Genomic DNA, 18,288 nt, shown 5'->3' with positions numbered 1-18,288 from the left:
ACACTGCGGATGCCTGACTGGTACGTGCGTGAGCAACTCGACCTGGGATACGCGACCACCGTTCACGGCGCTCAAGGCGCCACGGTGGACACCTGCCACGTTGCGGTGGGCGGGTCGGAATCTCGTCAGCTCCTCTACGTCGCGCTGACCCGAGGACGGTGCGAGAACCACGTCTACGTGCCCCCGAGTGGGCCCAGCGACAACCCGATCGTGGATCCGGCCGGTGGTCAGCCCGCTGGCCAGCCACGACGTGCTGCGCACGATCATCGAGCGGGATGGGGCCGGGCAGTCGGCCACGACCTACGCCCTCACCGAGGCGTCGGCCAAGGTGCTGCTGCGCCGCGAGGCGCAGGTGTTCAGCGACGCGCTGCTCTACGGCGCGGCCGCCGAGGTCGGCGTCGACCGCCTCGCGCAGTACCGCAGCGCGGCCGAGCTGATGGTGCCCGGCATCACCGACCAGTTGTCGTGCGACCGGCTGCAGGGCTCCCTGGCGGTGCTCCAGCTCAGTGGGCAGGACCCGCTCGCTTGTCTCGAGGACGCGGCCCACGCCCGCCCGATCGGCGACGCGCGCGATCGCGCCGCCGTAGTGGAGTGGAGGCTCACCCTGGGCGCGGCGGGCCCGCTGCCGTGGCTCAGCGGTCCCCCAAGGCTCTGAGTGCCCACCCCGTCTGGGGCCCCTACCTGAGCGCCCGCGCCGTGCAGGTCGACGCGCAGGCCGCTCGCCTCAGCAGCGAGTTCCACACCATGTCCGAGGACGAGATGCCCGTCTGGGCGCTGCTGCTGGCCGACAATCGTGACCTGCTGTCCAGGGTGGCTGTCTGGCGAGCCTGGCACGACGTCGACGACCACGATCCCTCCCTGCTTGGCCGGCCCTGCGTCCAAGAGGACGCCCGCCGCTACCAGGCCCAGCTGCAGGAGGACGTCACCCGTCTCCTGGGAGCCGCGGTGGACTCCGCCGAGGAACTCTGGGTTGTCAGAAGTGCGGCAGCACCAAGACGGGAGTACGCATCGCGCGTCGCGGGGCGGAGGTCGGCCCACCGCAGTTCGGATCCTCGATTGAGGACCGGATCGGTGGGGACGCCGAGCAGGGGAGCCTGTCTAGGTTCAGCTCGGTGAAGAGCTTCTGCCTCTCGAGCGGGAGGATGTGGCGATCGTCAGGGCCGCACGAGACCACGAGGATGATTCGGTCGTCCACGTCCTCACCAGCGTCGCGGAGACCCTGGATCATGCGTGCAGCAGGGACGATGTGATCAGGGCGGAGTTTGACTGGGACGATGATCCCGTCGGCGATCGCGACTGCTGCTTGCCGTTCTCGGCACGGGTGCTGTTACCGGTGTCGACCACGAGGCAGCGGAAGTACTTGCTCAGGGCGGCATGGACGACGCCGAACTCCTCCGCGGTCAGCGAAGGCTGCCCCGGCCCGTGGGCCGTCAGCGACGCCGGCTGCGGCCGCCGCGGGGTGGGCGTCCCGGACGCTGACCCGAGCGGTGCCGCGGTGCCCGGCCGGGCGCCGGACGACCCGCCCCGCGTCCGGGTGCCGGGCTCTCTCCGCGGGACGCCCCCGGGCCCTCAGAGTCGGCGCGCTCCTGCGCCGAACGCTCTTGTGCCGAGCGGGAACTGTTCGCGGTGCGGCCGCGGACCACGCCGATGAACTCGTCGATCCAGGGGTGATCGTCGTCGACGTGCCAGGCCAGGCCGATGCGGGTCGGCTCGGCGTCGGTGATCGGCCGGTGCACCATGTCGCGGCGGCTCTCCTGCCGGGCGACCCCCAGCGGCGCCACCAGCACGGCGTCCGCGAACGCCGCGGTCTGCAGGGTGTCGGGCGTGACCTCGGTCAGGACGACCTCGCCGGCCAGGTCGGCCAGGGTGAGGGTGTCGACGGCCTCGAGGGGATGGTCCTTGGAGGACCAGGCCACCTGGACCTCCTCGTACAGCGGGATGAGGTGCAGGCCGTCGGTGTCCAGGGGCAGCCGGACGAAGCACATGTCGACCTCGCCGGCGTCCAGGACGCGGCGCTGCTCGGCCTGGGGGACCTCGACCACCTCCAGGTCGACTCGCGGGAACCGGTCGTGCCACCGCGTCCGCCACTTGGTGAGTGTGACGCCGGGGACGAACCCGACGCGCAGGCGTCCCGGCTCGGCGGGCTGGTCGCTGGTCACCCCGGCAGGGTACCGCGACGCCGTAGGCTGGCCGCGTGAGCCAGACCATGAAGCCGGCGACCGCCGCGAAGAAGCTGGGCGTCTACCTGCCCGCGACGCCCGAGGAGTTCCAGTCCGCGGCGCTGACCCGCGACGAGGTGGACGCCCTGCGCGCCGACCCGCCCGCGTGGCTGGTCGACCTGCGCCGCAACGGCCCGTTCCCGCGCGACGTGGTGGCGGCCAAGCTGGGCATCTCCCGTTCGGCGCTGGCGCGCTCCGGCGTCAGCGATGCGATGGACGCCGAGGAGATCGGCGTCCTGCTCGCCGACCCGCCGCAGTGGCTGACCCACGAGCGCGAGGTGCACCGCGAGGTCCTGGCCGAGGAGGCCCGGCTCAAGCAGCAGTGATCCACAGCCCCATCCCCAGCCTGGGGAAAACTACACCCGTGTAGTTCGATGGACCCGGGTCCACTTCAGATTGGCTCTGGCGTTCCGCCCGGTTGCTGTGAGCGTCGGTGAATCTCGTCGGCGAGGTCTGCTGGACTGCGTCCTTCGACGTGGAGTTCGAGGCCGCGGGGGAGGTCTTTCGAGGCGTCGGCGAACCGGTCGTGGTCTCGACGTAGGAACTCCGGATTGCGGCTGATCCCACGGGTGGGGTCGTTCTGGGCTCTTTCCAGTGAAGCTTGGTAGTCAGCTCGCAGCACCACGTGCTGGACGATCGTGCTGTCGGGTACTCGGGTCAGAACCGTCTGGACCTCGGTCAGGTTGCAGGTCCCTTCGTCGATCACGACATCGATGGGAGTGTTCAACCAGGCGGCGACGAGGCTGCCGTCGACGGTGTGGGCCCAGTCCCAAGCATGGCGGGCGCTCATGTCAGCCACGGTGTCCAGGTCGGTCATGGCGACGCTCTTGCCTTGGTTGCGGAGCAGATCGGCCAGGGCGGCAGCGATCGTGCTCTTGCCGGTCGCGATCGCGCCACTGATCATGATCAGTCGGGGTGGCCCTTGATTGCTCACGCTCGAATGTGACGTGCCTGGGAAGCGCAGGGAGGTCAGTGACCTCAAGCCGGCCGTCGCCATGCTCACTCGCGGCCCCGGTTGGATCGACCCCGAGACCAATAGGCTCGAACTCATGCAGCATGACCGCCGTGCCCCGTCCTTCCGCGTGCTCGGATCAGGGGAGGACCCCGCGGTGGTCGTGCCCGGGGGACCTCTGCTCGACGGGCAGTACCTGGGAGACCTGGGCGGAGTGTCTGCACACCGTGCCTTGGCGGTCCTGCACCTGCCGCGGATTCCCGCGTCCGAGGTTCCCCGACTGATCGAGGCCGCACGCGATGAGCTGGGCCTCAGGGCGGTGGACCTGGTCGCGCACTCGGCCGGCACGTCAGCTGCCCTGTGCTACCTCGCGGAGTTCCCTCAACACGTGCGTCGGCTGGTCCTGATCAGTCTGGCTGTCAGTGCCGCCGGTGTCGAGGCCGATCCCGAAGGGATGTCGACCGTGCTGGACAGCCGGAAGGAGGAGCCCGGCACGGACGCCGCGATCAATGCGAGCAAAGCCGACCCGGACTCGCTGGAGGCCCAGCGCTTGTCGTTCGGCTCCTGGGGTGACACCCTCGCACGACCGCGGCGGCGTCGGCTCAGTCGGCGGCCTCGTCGTGCCTGACCCACAGCGTGCTGCTGACGAGCAGCCCCAACGCGAGCAGCACCGAGGTGAGCCAGAACGGCCACGACCGGTCCATCCCCGACAGCCAGCCGGAGAACCAGCCGAACGGCGCGGCGGCGAGCATGACGCAGGTGCGCTGGATCGCCATCACCCGCGACCGCTCGTGCCGGTCGACGTGCAGCGCGACCAGCGACTCGGCCAGCATGAACAGGATCCCGGCGCCGAAGGCGTCCAGCAGCAGGCAGCCGGCGAGCATGGCGTAGGTGGTGAGGTCGGCCGCCCCCGCGGGCACCGGGATGGCGAGCAGCAGCGCCTGGCCCGCCAGGTAGACGCCGAACCCCCATTGCGTCGCGCGCTTGAGGTCGTGACCGCCCAGCAGCCACGGGATCAGCGTGAAGAACAGCCCCATGGACAGCAGGGAGCGCACCATCGGGAAGTACGGCAGCAGGCCGTCCGGGACGCCCAGCCGGGTGCTGATCGCGACCTGCCAGAACGTGCCGGTGACCAGGGTGACGGAGGCGACGAGCGCCGAGATGGCCAGGGAGAACAGCATCCCCTTCGAGTGCAGGATCAGCCCCAGCACGCCCCGGTACCCCCGGAGGATGGTGAGCAGCGGAACACCGTGGACCGCCGCCCGGCGCCGCACACCCGTCCGGGTCTCGGAGGAGTAGCGCCACAGCAGGTAGACCTTCGCGGTCATGATGACGAAGGCGTTGAGGTAGAGGATGCGCACCGCGGGCACCAGCCCGAACTGCGCCACCAGAACGGCCGCGATCGGGGCGAAGATCGCCGACATGTCTCCGGCCACCTTCACCAGCGAGTACACGTGCGGGATGGTGCGGCGCTCGACGTCCTCGACCAGGAGGCAGTCCCAGGAGTTCTGCGTCACCTGCCAGGCGCCGTTGACCAGCGACGCCACGAGGAACCACCAGAAGTTCTGCGCGAAGGCCCAGATCAGGCACGGGATCGACCACGCGATGATGTCGAACACCGCTGTGGTCGCGCGCCGGCCGAGCTTGTCGGTGATCGCGCCGCTGAGCAGGCCGAACAGCACCTGCGAGAGCGTCGAGATGGTGGCCAGCAGGCCGATCGAGCGGTCCTCGATCCCCAGCGCCAGCATGTACACCGACGCGTACGGCAGCACCAGCGCCATCGACAGCCCCCACATGGGCTCGGTGTAGACGCACGCGCGGCCGTTGCCGCGCAGGTTCACCAGGGTCGACCACAACCCGGGGCGGCGCTCAAGCATGGACTTCCTCGGACGATGGGCGGGGCAGGACCACAGGACGCTAGCAGCCGGCCCCCGCCGCCGAGGCCGGGCGGACGGGGTGGCCGCGGGTTGCCACGGGACCCCCGCGCGGGGCGGGCGCGTCGCGGACGCGCAACGCCGTTTCCGACGCCGCCGCGTCCTAGCCTGACGCCATGCCTCGCACGGCGGGCGACCCGCCCAGGGATCCCGCACCCGGATGGCCCGGACGCGTCCTGCTGGGTCGCGTCCTGGCGTGGTTCTGCGCGCTCGTCGCCGCCGTCCCCATGTTCGGGCTGATCGACCTGGGCACGGTGTTCGGCCTGTCGGACCCGCAGTACACGTGGCAGGTCGGGGTCGAGGCGAGCTGGGGCGCGCTGTTCACCTTCGTGATCGCGGCCGGCTTCGCCCAGGCGGGGTGGACGCCGACGCGCGCAGCGCAGGGGGTCGCCCTGCCGGGGCTGGCCGCTGGGTCGCTCGCGGTCGCTGCGGCCGTGTTCCGCGACCCCGCGCCCCTCGTCGTCGCCGGCGCGCTGCTGGTCGCGACCGTCGCGGTCGCCTGGATCCTTGCCGCCCGGCCGCAGCCCCGGACGCGGCCGTCGCTCTCGGCCGCCCTGGTGGTGTCGGCGGCCGGCGTCCCGCTCTGGCTGGGCTACGCGGCGCTCACCCACGCGGCGTGGCTGCGCGACCCCACGGTCGGCGACGTCACCAACGGGGTCGACCACTGGCCCGTCCAGGCCGCCCTCGGGCTGACCCTCGCGCTCGGGTCGGCCGCGCTGGCGCTGCGTCCGGGCGTGCGGTGGTGGCGGTGGTGCTTCGCGCTGTCCGCCGGCGTCCTGGCCTACGCCACGCTGGCGTTCCCCGACCGGGCGGGCGCGATGCCGCACCCGGCCTGGGGGTGGCTGTTCGCGGTGTGGGCGCTGCTGATCCTGCTGCCGCCGTGCCCCTCCGCCGCGCGCATCCCGGCGCGGTGACCGATCCGCGAAGAGCCGCCGGACGTCACTGGCCCTTGAACTTGTCCCCGACCCATTTGCCGAAGTCGCCCAGGGTGTCGCCGACGTCGCGCAGGAGCTTCGTGGCGGCGTCCTCGCTCTCGCGGAACGTGGTCGCGTAGGCGTCCGCGGCCGCGGCGGCCTCCTCGGAGATCTTCGCGTCCGCGTCGGTGTCGCGGCGCGGGTACTCCCCGGCGAGCACCGCGGCGTACGCGCCGGAGTCGACCCAGCGGCGGATCTCGGCGGCCCGCACGACGCCCATCGGGTGTGAAAGACCGTCCAGCATCATCAGCTTGACGATCGAGTCGCCCAGGTCGTCGGACTCCTCGTACTCGCGCGCCTGGGCGAGGAACTCGGTCTGGTCGAGCTGGTCGAGGTGCCCGCCCGAGGCGAGCTTCATCTGGACGCGCACGGCCGTCTGGACGTCCTGGGTCGCCAGCAGGCCCGCGCGGTCCCCCGACAGCTCGGACTTGCGCGCCCACTCCGTCAGCGCGAGCCGCACCACGTAGAGGCCGACCCCGCTGAACGGGATGGCGCTCACGCTCTGGCCGATCATCACGACGTAGGCCAGCAGCGTCCGGTACAGCGCGTGCCCGCTCAGCGCGTGCCCCAGTTCGTGCCCGATGACGAACCGGAGTTCCTCGTCGTCCAGCAGGTCGATCAGGGCGGAGTTCAGCACGATCTTGGGGTGGTCGATCCCGATCGTGACCGCGTTCAGGACGGGCGAGGCCGCGACGAAGAGCTCGGGCACCTCCGCTGCGTCCAGCGTGGTGGCGGCGTCCGCGTACAGCCGGTGCACCCGGGGGAACTGCCGCTCGGTGACCCGGACGCTGGAGCCCAGCAGTGTCATCTTGACGACCCGCTCGTTCAGCAGGCCGGACAGCTTGCGCACGACGACGTCGAAGCCCTTGAGCTTGCGCAGCGCGACCAGCGCGCCGCGATCGGCCGGATGCTCCCAGGCGCGGCTCGAGATGCCGCGCAGGGTGACGCGGGGACGGGTGGGGGTTCGGCTCTCGCTCATGCCCCCAGTCTGCCGGATGGCCCTGAGTCGGCCGGGCGGCTCCCGGACGCGGGGGTGACGGATAACGGCGTCCCGGTTATGGTCGCCCCACGGAAACCTGCTCAGGGAGGAGCACCCCATGCGTGTCCGATCCATCCTGCTCGCCGCCGCAACAGCCCTCGCCACGGCGGCCATCCCCGTCGCGTCGGCGTCCACGGCGGACGCCGCGATGATCGCCCCGTGCCGCGGCTACCTGATCTCCAGCGTGCCGTGGTTCGGGCTGATCCACGAGGGCGGCGACCGGGGCGAACTGCGCGTCTACTACGACCCGGCCACGGGGAACAACTGCGCGGCGATGCAGCACCTCAACTCGACCTACGGCAAGCGGATGTACACCTCGGTGAGCCTGACGATCTGCCGCGAGTCGCGCCCGGGGACCTGCACGCCGCTCACGACGCGCACCGACGCCGGGAACTACGCCTACTACGCCGGGCCCGTGACCGCCTACGGCAAGGGCCGGTGCATCCAGGTCGTCGGCCGCACGTCGCTGATGGGTGCGCAGGGCTCGCTGAGCGTCGGCGTCCCCGGCGGCGCGCACTGCGGCTGAGTGCCCCCGGGGCGCGTCAGACGACGGCGCGCCGCGGGGCGGTCCTGGCCGCGGCCGTGCCCGCCACAGTCAGCGCGGCGACGCCGGTGGTCAACGGGACGCTCAGCACCAGCCCGATCCCGCTGCCGAGCGTCCGGATGATCTCCTCGGAGAACTGCTCGGTCGACAGCAGGATGTGCAGCGGCTGCTCGTACAGCGACAGCAGCAGGAGCAGCGACAGCGACGCGCCCGCGTAGGCGAACACGATCGTGTAGATCGTGGAGGCGATGTGGTCGCGCCCGATCCGCATGCCCGAGGTGAACAGCTCGCGCCGGCTCAGCCCGGGCCCCGCCGCGCGGATCTCCCACACCGAGGACGCCTGGGTGATGGTCACGTCGTTGAGGACGCCGAGCCCGGCGATCACCAGGCTGCACGTGAGGATGTCGGGGAAGTCGAGGCCGCCGAGCACGCCCGCCAGGGCGACCGTCTCCTCGCTGGAGACGCCGCTCAGCCGGGCCAGCGCCACCCCGAGCGCGCCGAGCCCGGTGGTGACCAGCAGGCTGAGCCAGGTGCCCACGAACGCCGAGGTCGTCCGCCACGAGACGCCGTGGGCCAGGTAGAGCACCACGAACATGATCGCCGTGGAACCCACGATCGCCACGGGCACCGCGGGATGCCCCGACGTCAACGACGGGATGAGGAAGCCGAACAGCACCGCGCCGGAGACCACCAGCCCCAGGAGCCCGAAGAAGCCCTTGCGTCCGGCGACGGCGAGGACGGCGAGCACGAAGGCGATGATGAAGCCGATCAGGACCGGCATCCGGTCGACGGTGATGAGCGCCCAGTCGCCGGGGGAGCCGTCGGCGTCGGGGACCTGGGCCACCTGGAGGGGGTCGCCCACCGTGAGGCCGCTCGCGGCGGTGACCCCGATGAGGTCGACGTCGGCCTGGCTTCCGGCCGACGGACCCTCCTCGATCAACACCCGGGCGATCGAGCACGCGTGCTCGAGGCCGCCCGGCTGGGTCGGGTCCGGGGCCCCCTCGTTGTCGGGGCAGGGCTGGATGCTGACGATGCGGGCGCGCACCGGATCGATGCCGGCGGCCGTGAGCGAGGAGCCGTCGTTCATGGGGCGCTCGCCCGGCCACAACCACACCAGCCCGGCGAGCGTCAGGGCCGCGACGACGGCCAGCAGCACCATCGTGGCGGTCCTCGCCGTGCGGGACAGGCGCAGATCGGGAGCGTCGCCGTGCGCGTGGCCGTGGCCATGACCGTGGCTCATGAACGCCTCCCCGGGCGTGGGCGCGAGGTCGCGGGGTTGAGCGGGCTGAGCAGGGGATTCACGAGGTCAGGGTGCTGGGCGCGGTGTCGCGGCGTCAAACTCGGGCGGCGTGGGAGGGGCGGCCGGGGCGTTGCCGCCGCGTCGGATCGTCCTTAGGCTCGTGGCAGCGACCCCCCACGGAGGAGAACGACATGCCGAACCTCGCCCCCTACATCGCCTTCCCGGGCAACGCCAAGGACGCCTTCGAGCACTATCGCGACGTCTTCGGCGGGGACCTCCAACTGTTCACGTACGCGGACATGCCCATGGAGGGGGCGCCGTCCACGCTCGACCCCGCCTCCGTCGCGCACGCGAGCCTGACCCTCCCGGGCGGCACCATCGTCGGCGGCGACGCCATGCCGGGCGAGGACTACCCGATCCGCGGCAGCGCCTACTCCCTCATGTACTCGCTGGAGGACCCCGACGAGGCGCGCCGCCTCATCGCCCTCCTCGTGGACGCCGGCGGCAGCGTCGGCATGCCCTTCGAGCCCGCGCCCTGGGGCGCGTACTACGGCCAGGTCTTCGACCGGTTCGGCGTGATGTGGGCGTTCGACGTGGACGCGGAGGAGCCCACGCAGGCATGACCTGGCGCACCGAGCCGGTCACCCCCGAGCGGTTCGACGACTTCGCCGACGTCATCAACCCCAACCGCCGGGAGACGCACTGCTGGTGCCTGTCGCACCGGCTGCCCGCGCGTCGGATCGAGGAACTCGGCGGCGGCTCCCGCGAGCGGGCGATGCGCGCCGTCTGCCGGGAGGCGCCGCCCGGCGTCGTGACGTACCGCGACGACGTCCCGGTCGGCTGGTGCCACCTCGGCCCCCGCGCCGACATCCCGCGCCTCGCGGCGTCCCGGCTGATCCGCCCGGTGGACGACCTGCCCGTGTGGAGCATCATCTGCGTGGTCGTGCGCGGCGGGCACCGGCGTCAGGGCGTCACCGGCGCTCTGCTCGAGGGCGCGGTCGGCTGGGCGCGCGCGAACGGGGCGCCCGCGGTCGAGGCGTACCCGGTCGACCCGCCGGGCCGGATGGACACGACCATGGCGTTCGTCGGGACGCGGAGCATGTTCGAGCGGGCCGGCTTCGCGGTGGTCGGCACCACCGACGCCGTCGCGAGCCGGATGCCGCGCCTGGTCATGCGGCGCATGCTCTGACGCTGATCGGCGCCCGGGTCGCCCCGTCGTCCACACCTGGGGACAGTCCTGGGGAAAACTACATGCTTGTGATTCTCGTGCCGGCGGCGCGCCGGGAGCCGCCGCCCCGTGCGGTCCGGATGTCGTCCTGGTGCCGCCAGTCGCACCCGGATCGCCCGCGACAAGGCCGTTCGCGCCCGCGCGCCCCGACTCCGGGCACCAGAACGACATCCCTCTCGAGCGGGGACGCTGGCCGGGGGTACGTCCGGTGTGGCAGGTTGGACCATCCGTTCCGAGGAGGCGATCCCCATGTCCCGCGACTCACCGTCGTCGTGAACCCCACCAAGGTCGACGACCTGGATGCGATCCGCAGCACCCTCGAGGACGCCTGCGCCCGGCACGGCTGGGAGCCTCCCGAGATCGTCGAGACCACCGAGGACGACCCCGGCGAGGGCCAGGCGCGCGCGGCCGCGGAGGCCGGCGCCGACGTGGTGGCGTCCCTCGGGGGAGACGGCACGGTCCGCGCGGTCGCGGCCGGGCTGCTCGACACCGACGCGGCGCTCGGGCTGTTGCCCGGCGGCACGGGGAACCTGCTGGCGCGCAACCTCGACCTGCCCATCACCTCGATCGAGGAGGCGACCGAGGCCCTGCTCACCGGCTCCGAGCGCCGTCTCGACGTCGGGAAGCTCGACGACGGCAGCGGAAAGGAGGAGGTCTTCCTCGTCATGGCCGGCCTCGGGCTGGACGGCGCGATCATGGCCGACACCAACGAGCGCCTCAAGGGCGTCGTGGGCTGGCTCGCCTACGTGGTGGCCGCCGGCAAGCACCTGTTCGACCGGGGATTCCGGGTCGCCGTGGACGCCGACGCCACCGGGGGCGGCCCGGCCGTGCACCAGCACGCCCGCACCGTCGTGGTCGGCAACTGTGGCACCCTGCAGGGCGGCATCGAGTTGCTGCAGGGGGCCGAGGTCGACGACGGCCTGCTGGACGTGATCATCGTCGCCCCGCGCGGGCTGCGCGGCTGGGGCGCCGTGCTCCTGGACATCGGCACCCGGCACCGCGCCGGCCACCGCCGGCTGCAGCGCCTGCAGACGCCCGAGCTCACGATCAGCGCCTCCCGACCCGTGGAGGCGCAGATCGATGGTGACCCCATCGGCGAACGGGACCGGATGGCGCTGCGCGTGCTGCCGGGCGCGCTGCGGGTCCGGTGCTGAGGGGCGGCAGCGGGCAGGATGGGGAGGGGCGCCGTCGGCACGCTGCTGAGGGGGCGGCAGCCGGCAGGCGGGCGAGTGCGGCAGGCGGCCGGCAGGCTGGTGCGGCACGCGGTCAGCGCACTGCTGAGGGCGGACGCCTGCACACTGAGGGGAGGGAACAGATGGGCACTCTGCTGGGGGAGAACCCGATCGGCTGGTCGGTGCAGTTCCTGGACGCGCCCCTCGACGTGGTCCAGGCCGAGATCCTGCGCTTCCCGCACCGCTCGAAGCGCGGCATGCGCTCCGTCGGCCGACTCCCGGACGCCCTGGACGCCCTGATGCCGTTCGAGGCGCCCTGGACGCGGGAGCTGATCCTGCCCTGCGGCCGCTGGACCGCCTACCTGAACAACTTCATCGGCGGCGGCGACCCCACGGCGATCGGCGGCGGCCTCGGGCTACGGCTGGGGATCACCTGCGTGGTCGCCATCCACACCCCGCGGCACGGCCCCGGGCACCAGTCCACCCAGCTGTGGGTCCACGGGCCCGGCGGGAGGCCGCCCCTGATGGGCATCCGCAGCATCTCCGCGGACGCCGCCGACGGACGCTGGTTCTGGCGCGAGAGCGGCACGCCGTTCCCGTTCGAGGAGACCGACCGCTACACCGCCCGGCTCAAGCGGGAGCGCTTCGACGGCCCGATGCTGCTGCGCTACCTCCGCGCGCTGGACATCCCCGCCGCCGCCGACGCCGCCTACGGCCCGGGCGTCCTGTTCCAGCAGCATGTCGACTACACGCCCCGGCAGCAGACCCTCGCCGAGCTCAGGGCGATGGTGTACTGAGCGGACGTCCTCAGCCGGCGTGCGCGGAATCCGTCGCTCGATCGCCGGGGGCCGCGCATCACACCTCGGTGGCCGTCCTCATGGAGGGAGTGTGCCAGCCGTCGGCCGCGAACCGTCCACCTCTGCCTGCCTCCTGCGGACGGGGGTGGCCTCCACCTGGGACCTGCCCCGGATGAGGCGCACCCTGGGGTCATGTTCATCTCTGTGATCCCCGAGGCCGAGGCGACCGGCGCGCTGGCCGACTGGTACGCGTCCGAGCGCAAGGCGTGGGGTTTCCTTCCCGACTACGCCGGCTGCTTCACCACGCGGCCCGACGTCGCGGCGGCCTGGTCGGCGCTCGCGTCGACGGTGCGTTCCGGCATGGACCGCCGCCGCTACGAGCTGGCCACCCTCGGCGCCGCCCGAGCCCTGCGCTCCACCTACTGCACGGTGGCGCACGCCTCGTTCCTGCGGGACGTGTGCGGCGACCAGGCCACCGTCGAGGCGATCGCCCGCCACCCCGAGGCCCTGACGGAAGTCGACGCCGCGGTGCTCGCCTTCGCGGCGAAGGTGGCCGTCGACGCGGCCTCCGTGCAGCAGGACGACGTGGACGCCCTCCGCGCCCTCGGCCTCACCGACGCGGACGTCGCCGACGTGGTGATGGCCGCCGCCGCGCGCGCCTTCTTCACCCGGGTGCTGGACGGCCTCGGTGCGCAGCTCGATCCGCAGACCGCAGCGGGCTTCGCCCCGGAGATCCTCGCCCCGCTCGTGGTGGGGCGCCCGGTCGGCTCCTGAACGGCGGCGCTGCTTCAGGGGGACCGTGCGAACGTGTGTCCAGATTGCCGGCGGAGGATCCCGACGAGGGCAAACGCGGGTCGATGCTCAATCTCGGCATATTCCGCACGGGCGCGGGGCCGGGGGTCCTGCGCGAGGCTTGGGCGGGGGTCTGTGCAGGATCGGTGTCTCGATGGACGCGGCGTCCGCTTTCCCCCGTGTCGCGGATTCTGCCGCCGCATCGAGGTGCAGATCCTGCACAGGCTGAGACCGACGATCGCCGGGCCGCCCGAGGGGGGACGGGTCGAGCGGGTAGGTGGGACCTGACCTGGCCGGTCAGTGCGAGCGGGTCTGGCCGGGTCAGGGGAGCGGGCGGACGGGTCAGCCGAGCGGCCCCCGGGTCAGTGGGAGCGGCGGGCCGGGTCAGTGGGAGCGCGTGGTGCCCAGGTAGGCGTACGGGACGCCGACGAACACCGCGCCGCCGACGGTGTTGCCCAGGAAGGCGACGGACACCGCGACCAGGGCCGCGACCCAGTCGATCGGGGCGACCATGCCGTAGGCGAGGAACAACCCGGCGTTCGCGACGGAGTGCTCGTAGCCCATCACCACGAACACGATCACCGAGGCCCACATGGCCAGCGCCTTGCCGAAGCCCGAGCGCACCGAGCCGTTGTAGACCACGGCCATCGCCAGGTTGATCAGCAGGTTGCACAGGATGGCCCGGACGAACAGGTCGGCGTACCCGAACCAGCCCGCCTCCAGGTAGGACAGCTTCGTCTCGGTGACGTGGGCCAGGTGGTCCAGGGTCGAGCCGGTCATCACGGTCGAGAACCGGGCCAGCACCGCGATCACCACGCTGCCCAGCCCGTTGCCCAGCATGCAGGCCACCAGCAGCTTCCAGAACCGGCCCTGGCTGAGGCGGCGGGTGAACGCACCGACCCCGGCCACCATCATGGTCGAGGTGGCCAGCTCTGCGCCCAGGAAGTAGATGAACACCAGCGCGAACCCGAACACGCCCGCGCCGGCGACCTTGCCCAGCGCGGCCCCGCCCGGCATCCCGGACGCCGCGAACAGGCCGGCCACGTGGTAGTTCGCCAGGACCATCAGCGAGATCAGGACGCCCGCCAGCCCGGCTTTGACGAAGTAGCGGACGGGGTCGCCCTCCAGCAGCCCCATCTTCTTGTCCAGGACGCCCTGGACCGTCGGAACGAACCCGGACGCCGCGGCTGCGGACGCCTCCCGCGTGCTCATACCCATCACCGCGCCCTCAGTGCACCGTCAGGCCGCGGGAACGGAAGATCGCGCGGACGGCCTCGACCTCGGACGCCTCGGGCGGGCGGGCGTCCTCGAGCTCGTAGCTCAGCCCCAGCTCGGCCCACTTGTCGCGGCCCATCTGGTGGAACGGCAGCACCTCGACGCGCGACACCGTCGCCAGGGAGGCGGCGTAGTCGGCGATGGGCCCGATGGTGGCGGGGTTGTCGGTCAGGCCCGGGACCAGCACGAACCGGATCCAGATCTCGATGCCCCGCTCGGCGAGGCGGCGGCCGAAGTCGAGCGTGGGCTGCAGCCGGCGTCCGGTGACGCGGTGGTAGGTGGTCTCGTCGCCGGCCTTGACGTCCAGCAGGACGAGGTCCACGTCGTCCAGCATCTCGTCGGACGCGTTCGCGCCCAGGAACCCGGAGGTGTCGATCGCGGTGTGGACGCCCATCGCCTTGGCGCCGCGCAGGATGCGGGCCGCGAAGGCCGGCTGCTGCAGGATCTCCCCGCCCGAGAGCGTGATGCCGCCGCCGGTGGCGCGGAACACGCCGCGGTAGCGCCTGATGCGCGCGAGCAGGTCGTCCGCGAGCACCGGTACGCCGCGGTTGGCCGCCATGGTGTCGGGGTTGTGGCAGTACAGGCAGCGCAGCGGGCAGCCGGCCACGAAGGTCGTCATCCGGGTGCCCGGGCCGTCGACGGCCGTCACGAGCTCCCAGCTGTGCACCGAGCCGACCTCGCCCGAGCGCTGCGCCAGCAGCAGCTCGGAGCGGCCGAGGTGGTCCGCGACGGGGATGCCGCCCAGCATGGACGCCCGGACGGGGGAGGGGGCGGCACGACGGCCCCGGGGTCGCCCCCGGGAACCGCCGCGCCACGGTCGGGGCTCATGGTCAAAGAGCCTCGTGGAAGGTGCGGGACAGCACGTCGAGCTGCTGCTCGCGGGTCAGCTTCACGAAGTTCACGGCGTAGCCGGACACGCGGATCGTGAGCTGCGGGTAGTTCTCCGGGTTCTCCATCGCATCCAGCAGCGTCTCGCGGTTCAGGACGTTGATGTTGGCGTGGTAGAGCCCTTCGCCGAAGCCGGCGTCGAGGATGCCGACCAGGTTCGTGACGCGCTCGGCCTCGGTGCGGCCCAGGGCCGGAGGGGTGATGGTGTTGGTCAGCGAGATGCCGTCCAGCGCGTCGTCGTAGTCGAGCTTGCCGACGCTCATCATGGAGGCGACCATGCCGTGGGTGTCCGCCCCGTTCTCCGGGTTCGCGCCCGGCGCGAACGGGGTGCCGGCCCGGTGGCCCGACGGGAACGAGCCGGTCGCCTTGCCGTAGACCACGTTGGAGGTGATCGTCAGCACCGACTGCGTCGGGACGGCGTCGCGGTACATCCTGATGGCCCGGATCTTGCCCATGACGGTCTTGACCACGAGCTGCGCGATCTCGTCGGCGCGGTCGTCGTCGTTGCCGTACTTCGGGAAGTCGCCGGCGGTGACGTAGTCGACGACCAGACCGGTCTCGTCGCGCACCGGGGTCACGGTCGCGTACTTGATCGCGGCCAGCGAGTCGGCGACGATCGACAGCCCGGCGATGCCGCAGCCCATCGTGCGGATGATCTCGTCGTCGTGCAGGGCCATCTCCATGGCCTCGTAGGCGTACTTGTCGTGGCTGTAGTGGATGATGTTGAGCGCCTCGACGTAGGTCTCCACCGCCCAGTCGAGCATCCGGTCGTACTTGGCCCACACGGTGTCGAAGTCGAGCGGCCCGTCGCCCTCGACGCCGGTGTGGTCGGGGACGATCAGCTTGCCGGACACCTCGTCGCGGCCGCCGTTGATGGCGTAGAGCAGGGTCTTGGCCGAGTTGAGCCGGGCGCCGAAGAACTGCATCTGCTTGCCGATGGCCATCGGGGAGACGCAGCACGCGATGGCGGTGTCGTCGCCCCAGTGCGCGCGGATCGCGGCGTCGGCCTCGTACTGGATCGCCGAGGTCTCGATCGAGATCTCCGCGCAGAACGCCTTGTAGCCCTCGGGCAGCTTCGGATCCCAGTAGATGGTGATGTTCGGCTCGGGCGCCGGGCCGAGGTTCCGCAGCGTCTGCAGCAGCCGGAAGCTGGTCCGGGTCACGAGGGTGCGGCCGTCGTTGGCGAAGCCCGCGTCGGACCACGTGGCCCAGTACGGGTCGCCGGAGAAGATCTGGTCGTAGTCGATCGTGCGCAGGAAGCGCACGATGCGCAGCTTGGTGATCAGGGCGTCCATGATCTCCTGGACGCCGGACTCGTCGATGATGCCGGCGGCCAGGTCGCGCTCGGCGTAGACGTCGAAGAAGCCCGACAGCCTGCCGATGCTCATGGCGGCGCCGTCCTGGCTCTTCACGCTGGCCAGGTACGCCAGGTACGTCCACTGGACGGCCTCGGCGTAGGTGCGCGCGGGACGGCCGAGGTCGAAGCCGTAGCTCTCGCCGAGGTTCTTCAGCTTCTTCAGGGCCTTGATCTGCTCGGAGTGCTCCTCGCGGTAGCGCGCCCAGTTCTCGCTGAACGGCTGGTCGGCGACCGCGTCCTTGTCGGCCTGCTTGGCCGCGATCAGCGCGTCCACGCCGTAGAGGGCGACGCGGCGGTAGTCGCCGATGATCCGGCCGCGCCCGTAGGCGTCCGGCAGGCCGGTGATGATGTGGCTGCTGCGGGCGGCGCGGATGCGCGGGGTGTACATGTCGAAGACGGCCTCGTTGTGCGTCTTGCGGTACTTGGTGAAGATCTCCTTGACCCGCTCGTCGGGCTCCAGCCCGGCCTCCCGGATGGCGGTCTCGACCATGCGCCAGCCGCCGGCGGGCATCATCGGGCGCTTGAGCGGCGTGTCGGTCTGCAGGCCGACGATCACGTCGTCGCCCTCGCAGATGTAGCCGGCCGGGAAGGCGTCCACGTCGGCGGGGATGTGGGTCTCGACGTCGTAGACGCGCTTGGCGCGCTCGACGGAGAGGAAGTCGCGCTGCAGCGTCTCCCAGACGGTGAGGGTCTTCTCGGTTGGTCCGGCCAAGAAGGCGGCGTCGCCGGTGTAGGGGGTGTAGTTGGCCAGGATGAAGTCGCGCACGTCGATCGTGCTGCACCACGGGCCGGGCGTGAAGCCCTCCCAGGGATCGTTGCTGGTGATGTCGTCCCTTGTGGGGCTTCGACCGTCATGATTCTCCTCGACACGGGTTCCTCTGGGTGCGCCGTCGCCCGCTGCTGCAAGGAGTGGGGGAGGGGGATCGTCCGCCCCATCCACTGTCGCGGTGAACCAGCGCTTCGGAACTAATACTACACCGAGTAGGGGATTGGTCAGACCAAAGGTTGCCGAGTTGCCACGGCGTCGAGACACCCGCTTGCGTCTCCGGGGCCGAAGCGCAGCAGCCTGCGGAACGCCTCGTCGGCCGCCGCGCGCACACCCGGATCGGGAGGCCCGGGTGTGGGCGGGTCGGCGTCCAGGTGGGCGGCGACGTAGTCGGCCACCAGCGTCGGGACGGCGCCGGTGCCGAGCTCGCGGGTGACCGCCTTCTGCGCGACCAGCGCGTCGACGGCCTCGCGCAGCGCCGCGGGGGCGTCCGCCCCGGTCAGCAGTTCCTGCAGCCGCATCGGAGGCGTCCCGGTCGGGTGGGCGTCCAGCCATGCCAGCGCCGCCGCGGGACGCAGGGCGTAGAACAGCCGCTTCAGCCGCACCTCGCCGCCGGCCAGGGCCAGGTCGCGCTGGCGCCTGCCCAGGTGCAGGTAGTGGCTGCGGAGTCGGCCGCGGTCGGTGACGGCGTCGACCAGGGCGAGCAATTCGTCGCGGAACGCGGGGTCCCCGCCGTAGACGAGGGGGAGCGCAGCCACTCGTTGACCGTCGCGTTCCCGCCGGTGGCGAGCCGGACGGCCTTGATCAGGTCCCAGCCGTTGACGTCGAACACGGCGTCCAGCGGGGTCTCGATCACGTCGCGCCGCGGCCAGGGCGACAGGTAGTCCTCGGTGCGGCGCACGTAGAGGAACCGGCAGTCGTAGTCGCTGTCGGGGACGGGAAGCCCCACGCGCGGGATCCCGACTCGATGGCCCATGCGACCCGGACGTCGTGCTCGCGCTCGACCGAGGCCAGGCGTCGGTCGATCTCCGCGACGACGCGGGCGTCCATGTCGGGCGCCAGGGTGCGGACGCTGAGCGATGCCATCGGGACAGACTAAACCTGCCGAGGG

Annotated in this window: 18 protein-coding genes and 1 pseudogene; 10 read left to right on the top strand and 9 right to left on the bottom strand. The window is 71.8% G+C overall.

Annotated features, from left to right (window positions below):
- The first annotated feature begins 223 nt into the window (after positions 1-223).
- Positions 224-655: a hypothetical protein gene (locus G7070_RS06970; protein ID WP_166233052.1), complete on the top strand. Its 432-nt coding sequence runs from the start codon at positions 224-226 to the stop codon at positions 653-655.
- A gap of 775 nt (positions 656-1,430) precedes the next feature.
- Here G7070_RS06970 and G7070_RS06965 read toward each other — a convergent pair.
- Positions 1,431-2,159 carry a LysR substrate-binding domain-containing protein gene (locus G7070_RS06965; RefSeq protein ID WP_166233050.1) on the bottom strand — a complete coding sequence of 243 codons (729 nt, stop codon included), beginning with the start codon at positions 2,157-2,159 and terminating at the stop codon, positions 1,431-1,433.
- 35 nt (positions 2,160-2,194) lie between these two features.
- Here G7070_RS06965 and G7070_RS06960 point away from each other — a divergent pair, with 35 nt between their 5' ends.
- Complete coding sequence (locus tag G7070_RS06960; protein WP_246227462.1) at positions 2,195-2,545, top strand: DUF5997 family protein; 351 nt, start codon at positions 2,195-2,197, stop codon at positions 2,543-2,545.
- Positions 2,546-2,610: 65 nt separating this feature from the next.
- On the opposite strand, the gene G7070_RS06955 is transcribed toward G7070_RS06960, so the two are convergent.
- On the bottom strand, positions 2,611-3,153 hold the full coding sequence (locus G7070_RS06955) for a nucleotide-binding protein (RefSeq protein WP_206079997.1): 543 nt from the start codon (positions 3,151-3,153) through the stop codon (positions 2,611-2,613).
- A gap of 115 nt (positions 3,154-3,268) precedes the next feature.
- On the opposite strand from G7070_RS06955, the gene G7070_RS06950 reads away from it, so the two are divergent.
- Positions 3,269-3,799 carry an alpha/beta fold hydrolase gene (locus G7070_RS06950; RefSeq protein WP_166233046.1) on the top strand — a complete coding sequence of 177 codons (531 nt, stop codon included), beginning with the start codon at positions 3,269-3,271 and terminating at the stop codon, positions 3,797-3,799.
- Here the strand turns inward: G7070_RS06950 and G7070_RS06945 are convergent.
- Positions 3,774-5,048 carry an MFS transporter gene (locus tag G7070_RS06945; protein WP_166233044.1) on the bottom strand — a complete coding sequence of 425 codons (1,275 nt, stop codon included), beginning with the start codon at positions 5,046-5,048 and terminating at the stop codon, positions 3,774-3,776. The two genes, G7070_RS06950 and G7070_RS06945, sit on opposite strands and share 26 nt — an antisense overlap.
- Before the next feature lie 173 nt (positions 5,049-5,221).
- On the opposite strand from G7070_RS06945, the gene G7070_RS06940 reads away from it, so the two are divergent.
- Entirely contained in the window at positions 5,222-6,019 is a 798-nt protein-coding gene (locus G7070_RS06940) for a hypothetical protein (protein ID WP_166233042.1), read from the top strand.
- A gap of 25 nt (positions 6,020-6,044) precedes the next feature.
- On the opposite strand, the gene G7070_RS06935 is transcribed toward G7070_RS06940, so the two are convergent.
- On the bottom strand, positions 6,045-7,058 hold the full coding sequence (locus G7070_RS06935) for a M48 family metallopeptidase (protein WP_166233040.1): 1,014 nt from the start codon (positions 7,056-7,058) through the stop codon (positions 6,045-6,047).
- 118 nt (positions 7,059-7,176) lie between these two features.
- Between G7070_RS06935 and G7070_RS06930 the strand changes: the two genes are divergently transcribed.
- Positions 7,177-7,644, top strand: a complete 468-nt coding sequence (locus tag G7070_RS06930; RefSeq protein ID WP_166233038.1) for a hypothetical protein — start codon at positions 7,177-7,179, stop codon at positions 7,642-7,644.
- A gap of 16 nt (positions 7,645-7,660) precedes the next feature.
- On the opposite strand, the gene G7070_RS06925 is transcribed toward G7070_RS06930, so the two are convergent.
- Positions 7,661-8,902: a YibE/F family protein gene (locus G7070_RS06925; protein WP_166233036.1), complete on the bottom strand. Its 1,242-nt coding sequence runs from the start codon at positions 8,900-8,902 to the stop codon at positions 7,661-7,663.
- Between the two features lie 191 nt (positions 8,903-9,093).
- On the opposite strand from G7070_RS06925, the gene G7070_RS06920 reads away from it, so the two are divergent.
- The 5 genes from G7070_RS06920 (at position 9,094) to G7070_RS06900 (ending at position 12,873) form a co-directional block, all read left to right on the top strand.
- Entirely contained in the window at positions 9,094-9,525 is a 432-nt protein-coding gene (locus G7070_RS06920; protein ID WP_166233034.1) for a VOC family protein, read from the top strand.
- Positions 9,522-10,091: a GNAT family N-acetyltransferase gene (locus G7070_RS06915; RefSeq protein WP_166233032.1), complete on the top strand. Its 570-nt coding sequence runs from the start codon at positions 9,522-9,524 to the stop codon at positions 10,089-10,091. The genes G7070_RS06920 and G7070_RS06915 overlap by 4 nt, the downstream gene beginning before the upstream one ends.
- Positions 10,092-10,402: 311 nt before the next feature.
- Positions 10,403-11,284, top strand: a complete 882-nt coding sequence (locus G7070_RS06910) for a diacylglycerol/lipid kinase family protein (protein ID WP_206079996.1) — start codon at positions 10,403-10,405, stop codon at positions 11,282-11,284.
- A 161-nt stretch (positions 11,285-11,445) separates the two neighbouring features.
- Positions 11,446-12,099 carry a hypothetical protein gene (locus G7070_RS06905; RefSeq protein ID WP_166233030.1) on the top strand — a complete coding sequence of 218 codons (654 nt, stop codon included), beginning with the start codon at positions 11,446-11,448 and terminating at the stop codon, positions 12,097-12,099.
- 192 nt (positions 12,100-12,291) lie between these two features.
- Positions 12,292-12,873 carry a carboxymuconolactone decarboxylase family protein gene (locus G7070_RS06900; RefSeq protein WP_166233028.1) on the top strand — a complete coding sequence of 194 codons (582 nt, stop codon included), beginning with the start codon at positions 12,292-12,294 and terminating at the stop codon, positions 12,871-12,873.
- A gap of 402 nt (positions 12,874-13,275) precedes the next feature.
- Here G7070_RS06900 and G7070_RS06895 read toward each other — a convergent pair whose 3' ends face one another.
- The 4 genes and pseudogenes from G7070_RS06895 to G7070_RS18510 form a co-directional block, all read right to left on the bottom strand.
- Complete coding sequence (locus tag G7070_RS06895; protein WP_166233026.1) at positions 13,276-14,103, bottom strand: formate/nitrite transporter family protein; 828 nt, start codon at positions 14,101-14,103, stop codon at positions 13,276-13,278.
- Positions 14,104-14,119: 16 nt separating this feature from the next.
- Complete coding sequence (gene pflA, locus G7070_RS06890; RefSeq protein ID WP_166233024.1) at positions 14,120-14,914, bottom strand: pyruvate formate-lyase-activating protein; 795 nt, start codon at positions 14,912-14,914, stop codon at positions 14,120-14,122.
- 82 nt (positions 14,915-14,996) lie between these two features.
- Entirely contained in the window at positions 14,997-17,237 is a 2,241-nt protein-coding gene (gene pflB, locus G7070_RS06885; RefSeq protein WP_166235069.1) for a formate C-acetyltransferase, read from the bottom strand.
- A 167-nt stretch (positions 17,238-17,404) separates the two neighbouring features.
- Positions 17,405-18,227, bottom strand: a pseudogene (locus G7070_RS18510) (nucleotidyltransferase domain-containing protein).
- Positions 18,228-18,288: the final 61 nt, after the last annotated feature.

This window comes from Propioniciclava coleopterorum (assembly GCF_011393335.1).
GTDB classification, from domain to species: domain Bacteria; phylum Actinomycetota; class Actinomycetes; order Propionibacteriales; family Propionibacteriaceae; genus Propioniciclava; species Propioniciclava coleopterorum.
Note: the sequence above shows the minus strand (reverse complement) of the source record. Positions and strands in the feature narration are given on the sequence as shown.

What these genes read in the sequence shown, in the direction of transcription:
- G7070_RS06930 (WP_166233038.1), top strand. Translation starts at nt 7,177, where the DNA reads ATGCGTGTCCGATCCATCCTGCTCGCCGCCGCAACAGCCCTCGCCACG.
- G7070_RS06900 (WP_166233028.1), top strand. Translation starts at nt 12,292, where the DNA reads ATGTTCATCTCTGTGATCCCCGAGGCCGAGGCGACCGGCGCGCTGGCC.
- G7070_RS06940 (WP_166233042.1), top strand. Translation starts at nt 5,222, where the DNA reads ATGCCTCGCACGGCGGGCGACCCGCCCAGGGATCCCGCACCCGGATGG.
- G7070_RS06905 (WP_166233030.1), top strand. Translation starts at nt 11,446, where the DNA reads ATGGGCACTCTGCTGGGGGAGAACCCGATCGGCTGGTCGGTGCAGTTC.
- G7070_RS06920 (WP_166233034.1), top strand. Translation starts at nt 9,094, where the DNA reads ATGCCGAACCTCGCCCCCTACATCGCCTTCCCGGGCAACGCCAAGGAC.
- G7070_RS06895 (WP_166233026.1), bottom strand. Translation starts at nt 14,103, where the DNA reads ATGAGCACGCGGGAGGCGTCCGCAGCCGCGGCGTCCGGGTTCGTTCCG.
- G7070_RS06935 (WP_166233040.1), bottom strand. Translation starts at nt 7,058, where the DNA reads ATGAGCGAGAGCCGAACCCCCACCCGTCCCCGCGTCACCCTGCGCGGC.
- G7070_RS06915 (WP_166233032.1), top strand. Translation starts at nt 9,522, where the DNA reads ATGACCTGGCGCACCGAGCCGGTCACCCCCGAGCGGTTCGACGACTTC.
- G7070_RS06925 (WP_166233036.1), bottom strand. Translation starts at nt 8,902, where the DNA reads ATGAGCCACGGTCATGGCCACGGCCACGCGCACGGCGACGCTCCCGAT.
- G7070_RS06950 (WP_166233046.1), top strand. Translation starts at nt 3,269, where the DNA reads ATGCAGCATGACCGCCGTGCCCCGTCCTTCCGCGTGCTCGGATCAGGG.
- G7070_RS06945 (WP_166233044.1), bottom strand. Translation starts at nt 5,048, where the DNA reads ATGCTTGAGCGCCGCCCCGGGTTGTGGTCGACCCTGGTGAACCTGCGC.
- pflA (WP_166233024.1), bottom strand. Translation starts at nt 14,914, where the DNA reads ATGCTGGGCGGCATCCCCGTCGCGGACCACCTCGGCCGCTCCGAGCTG.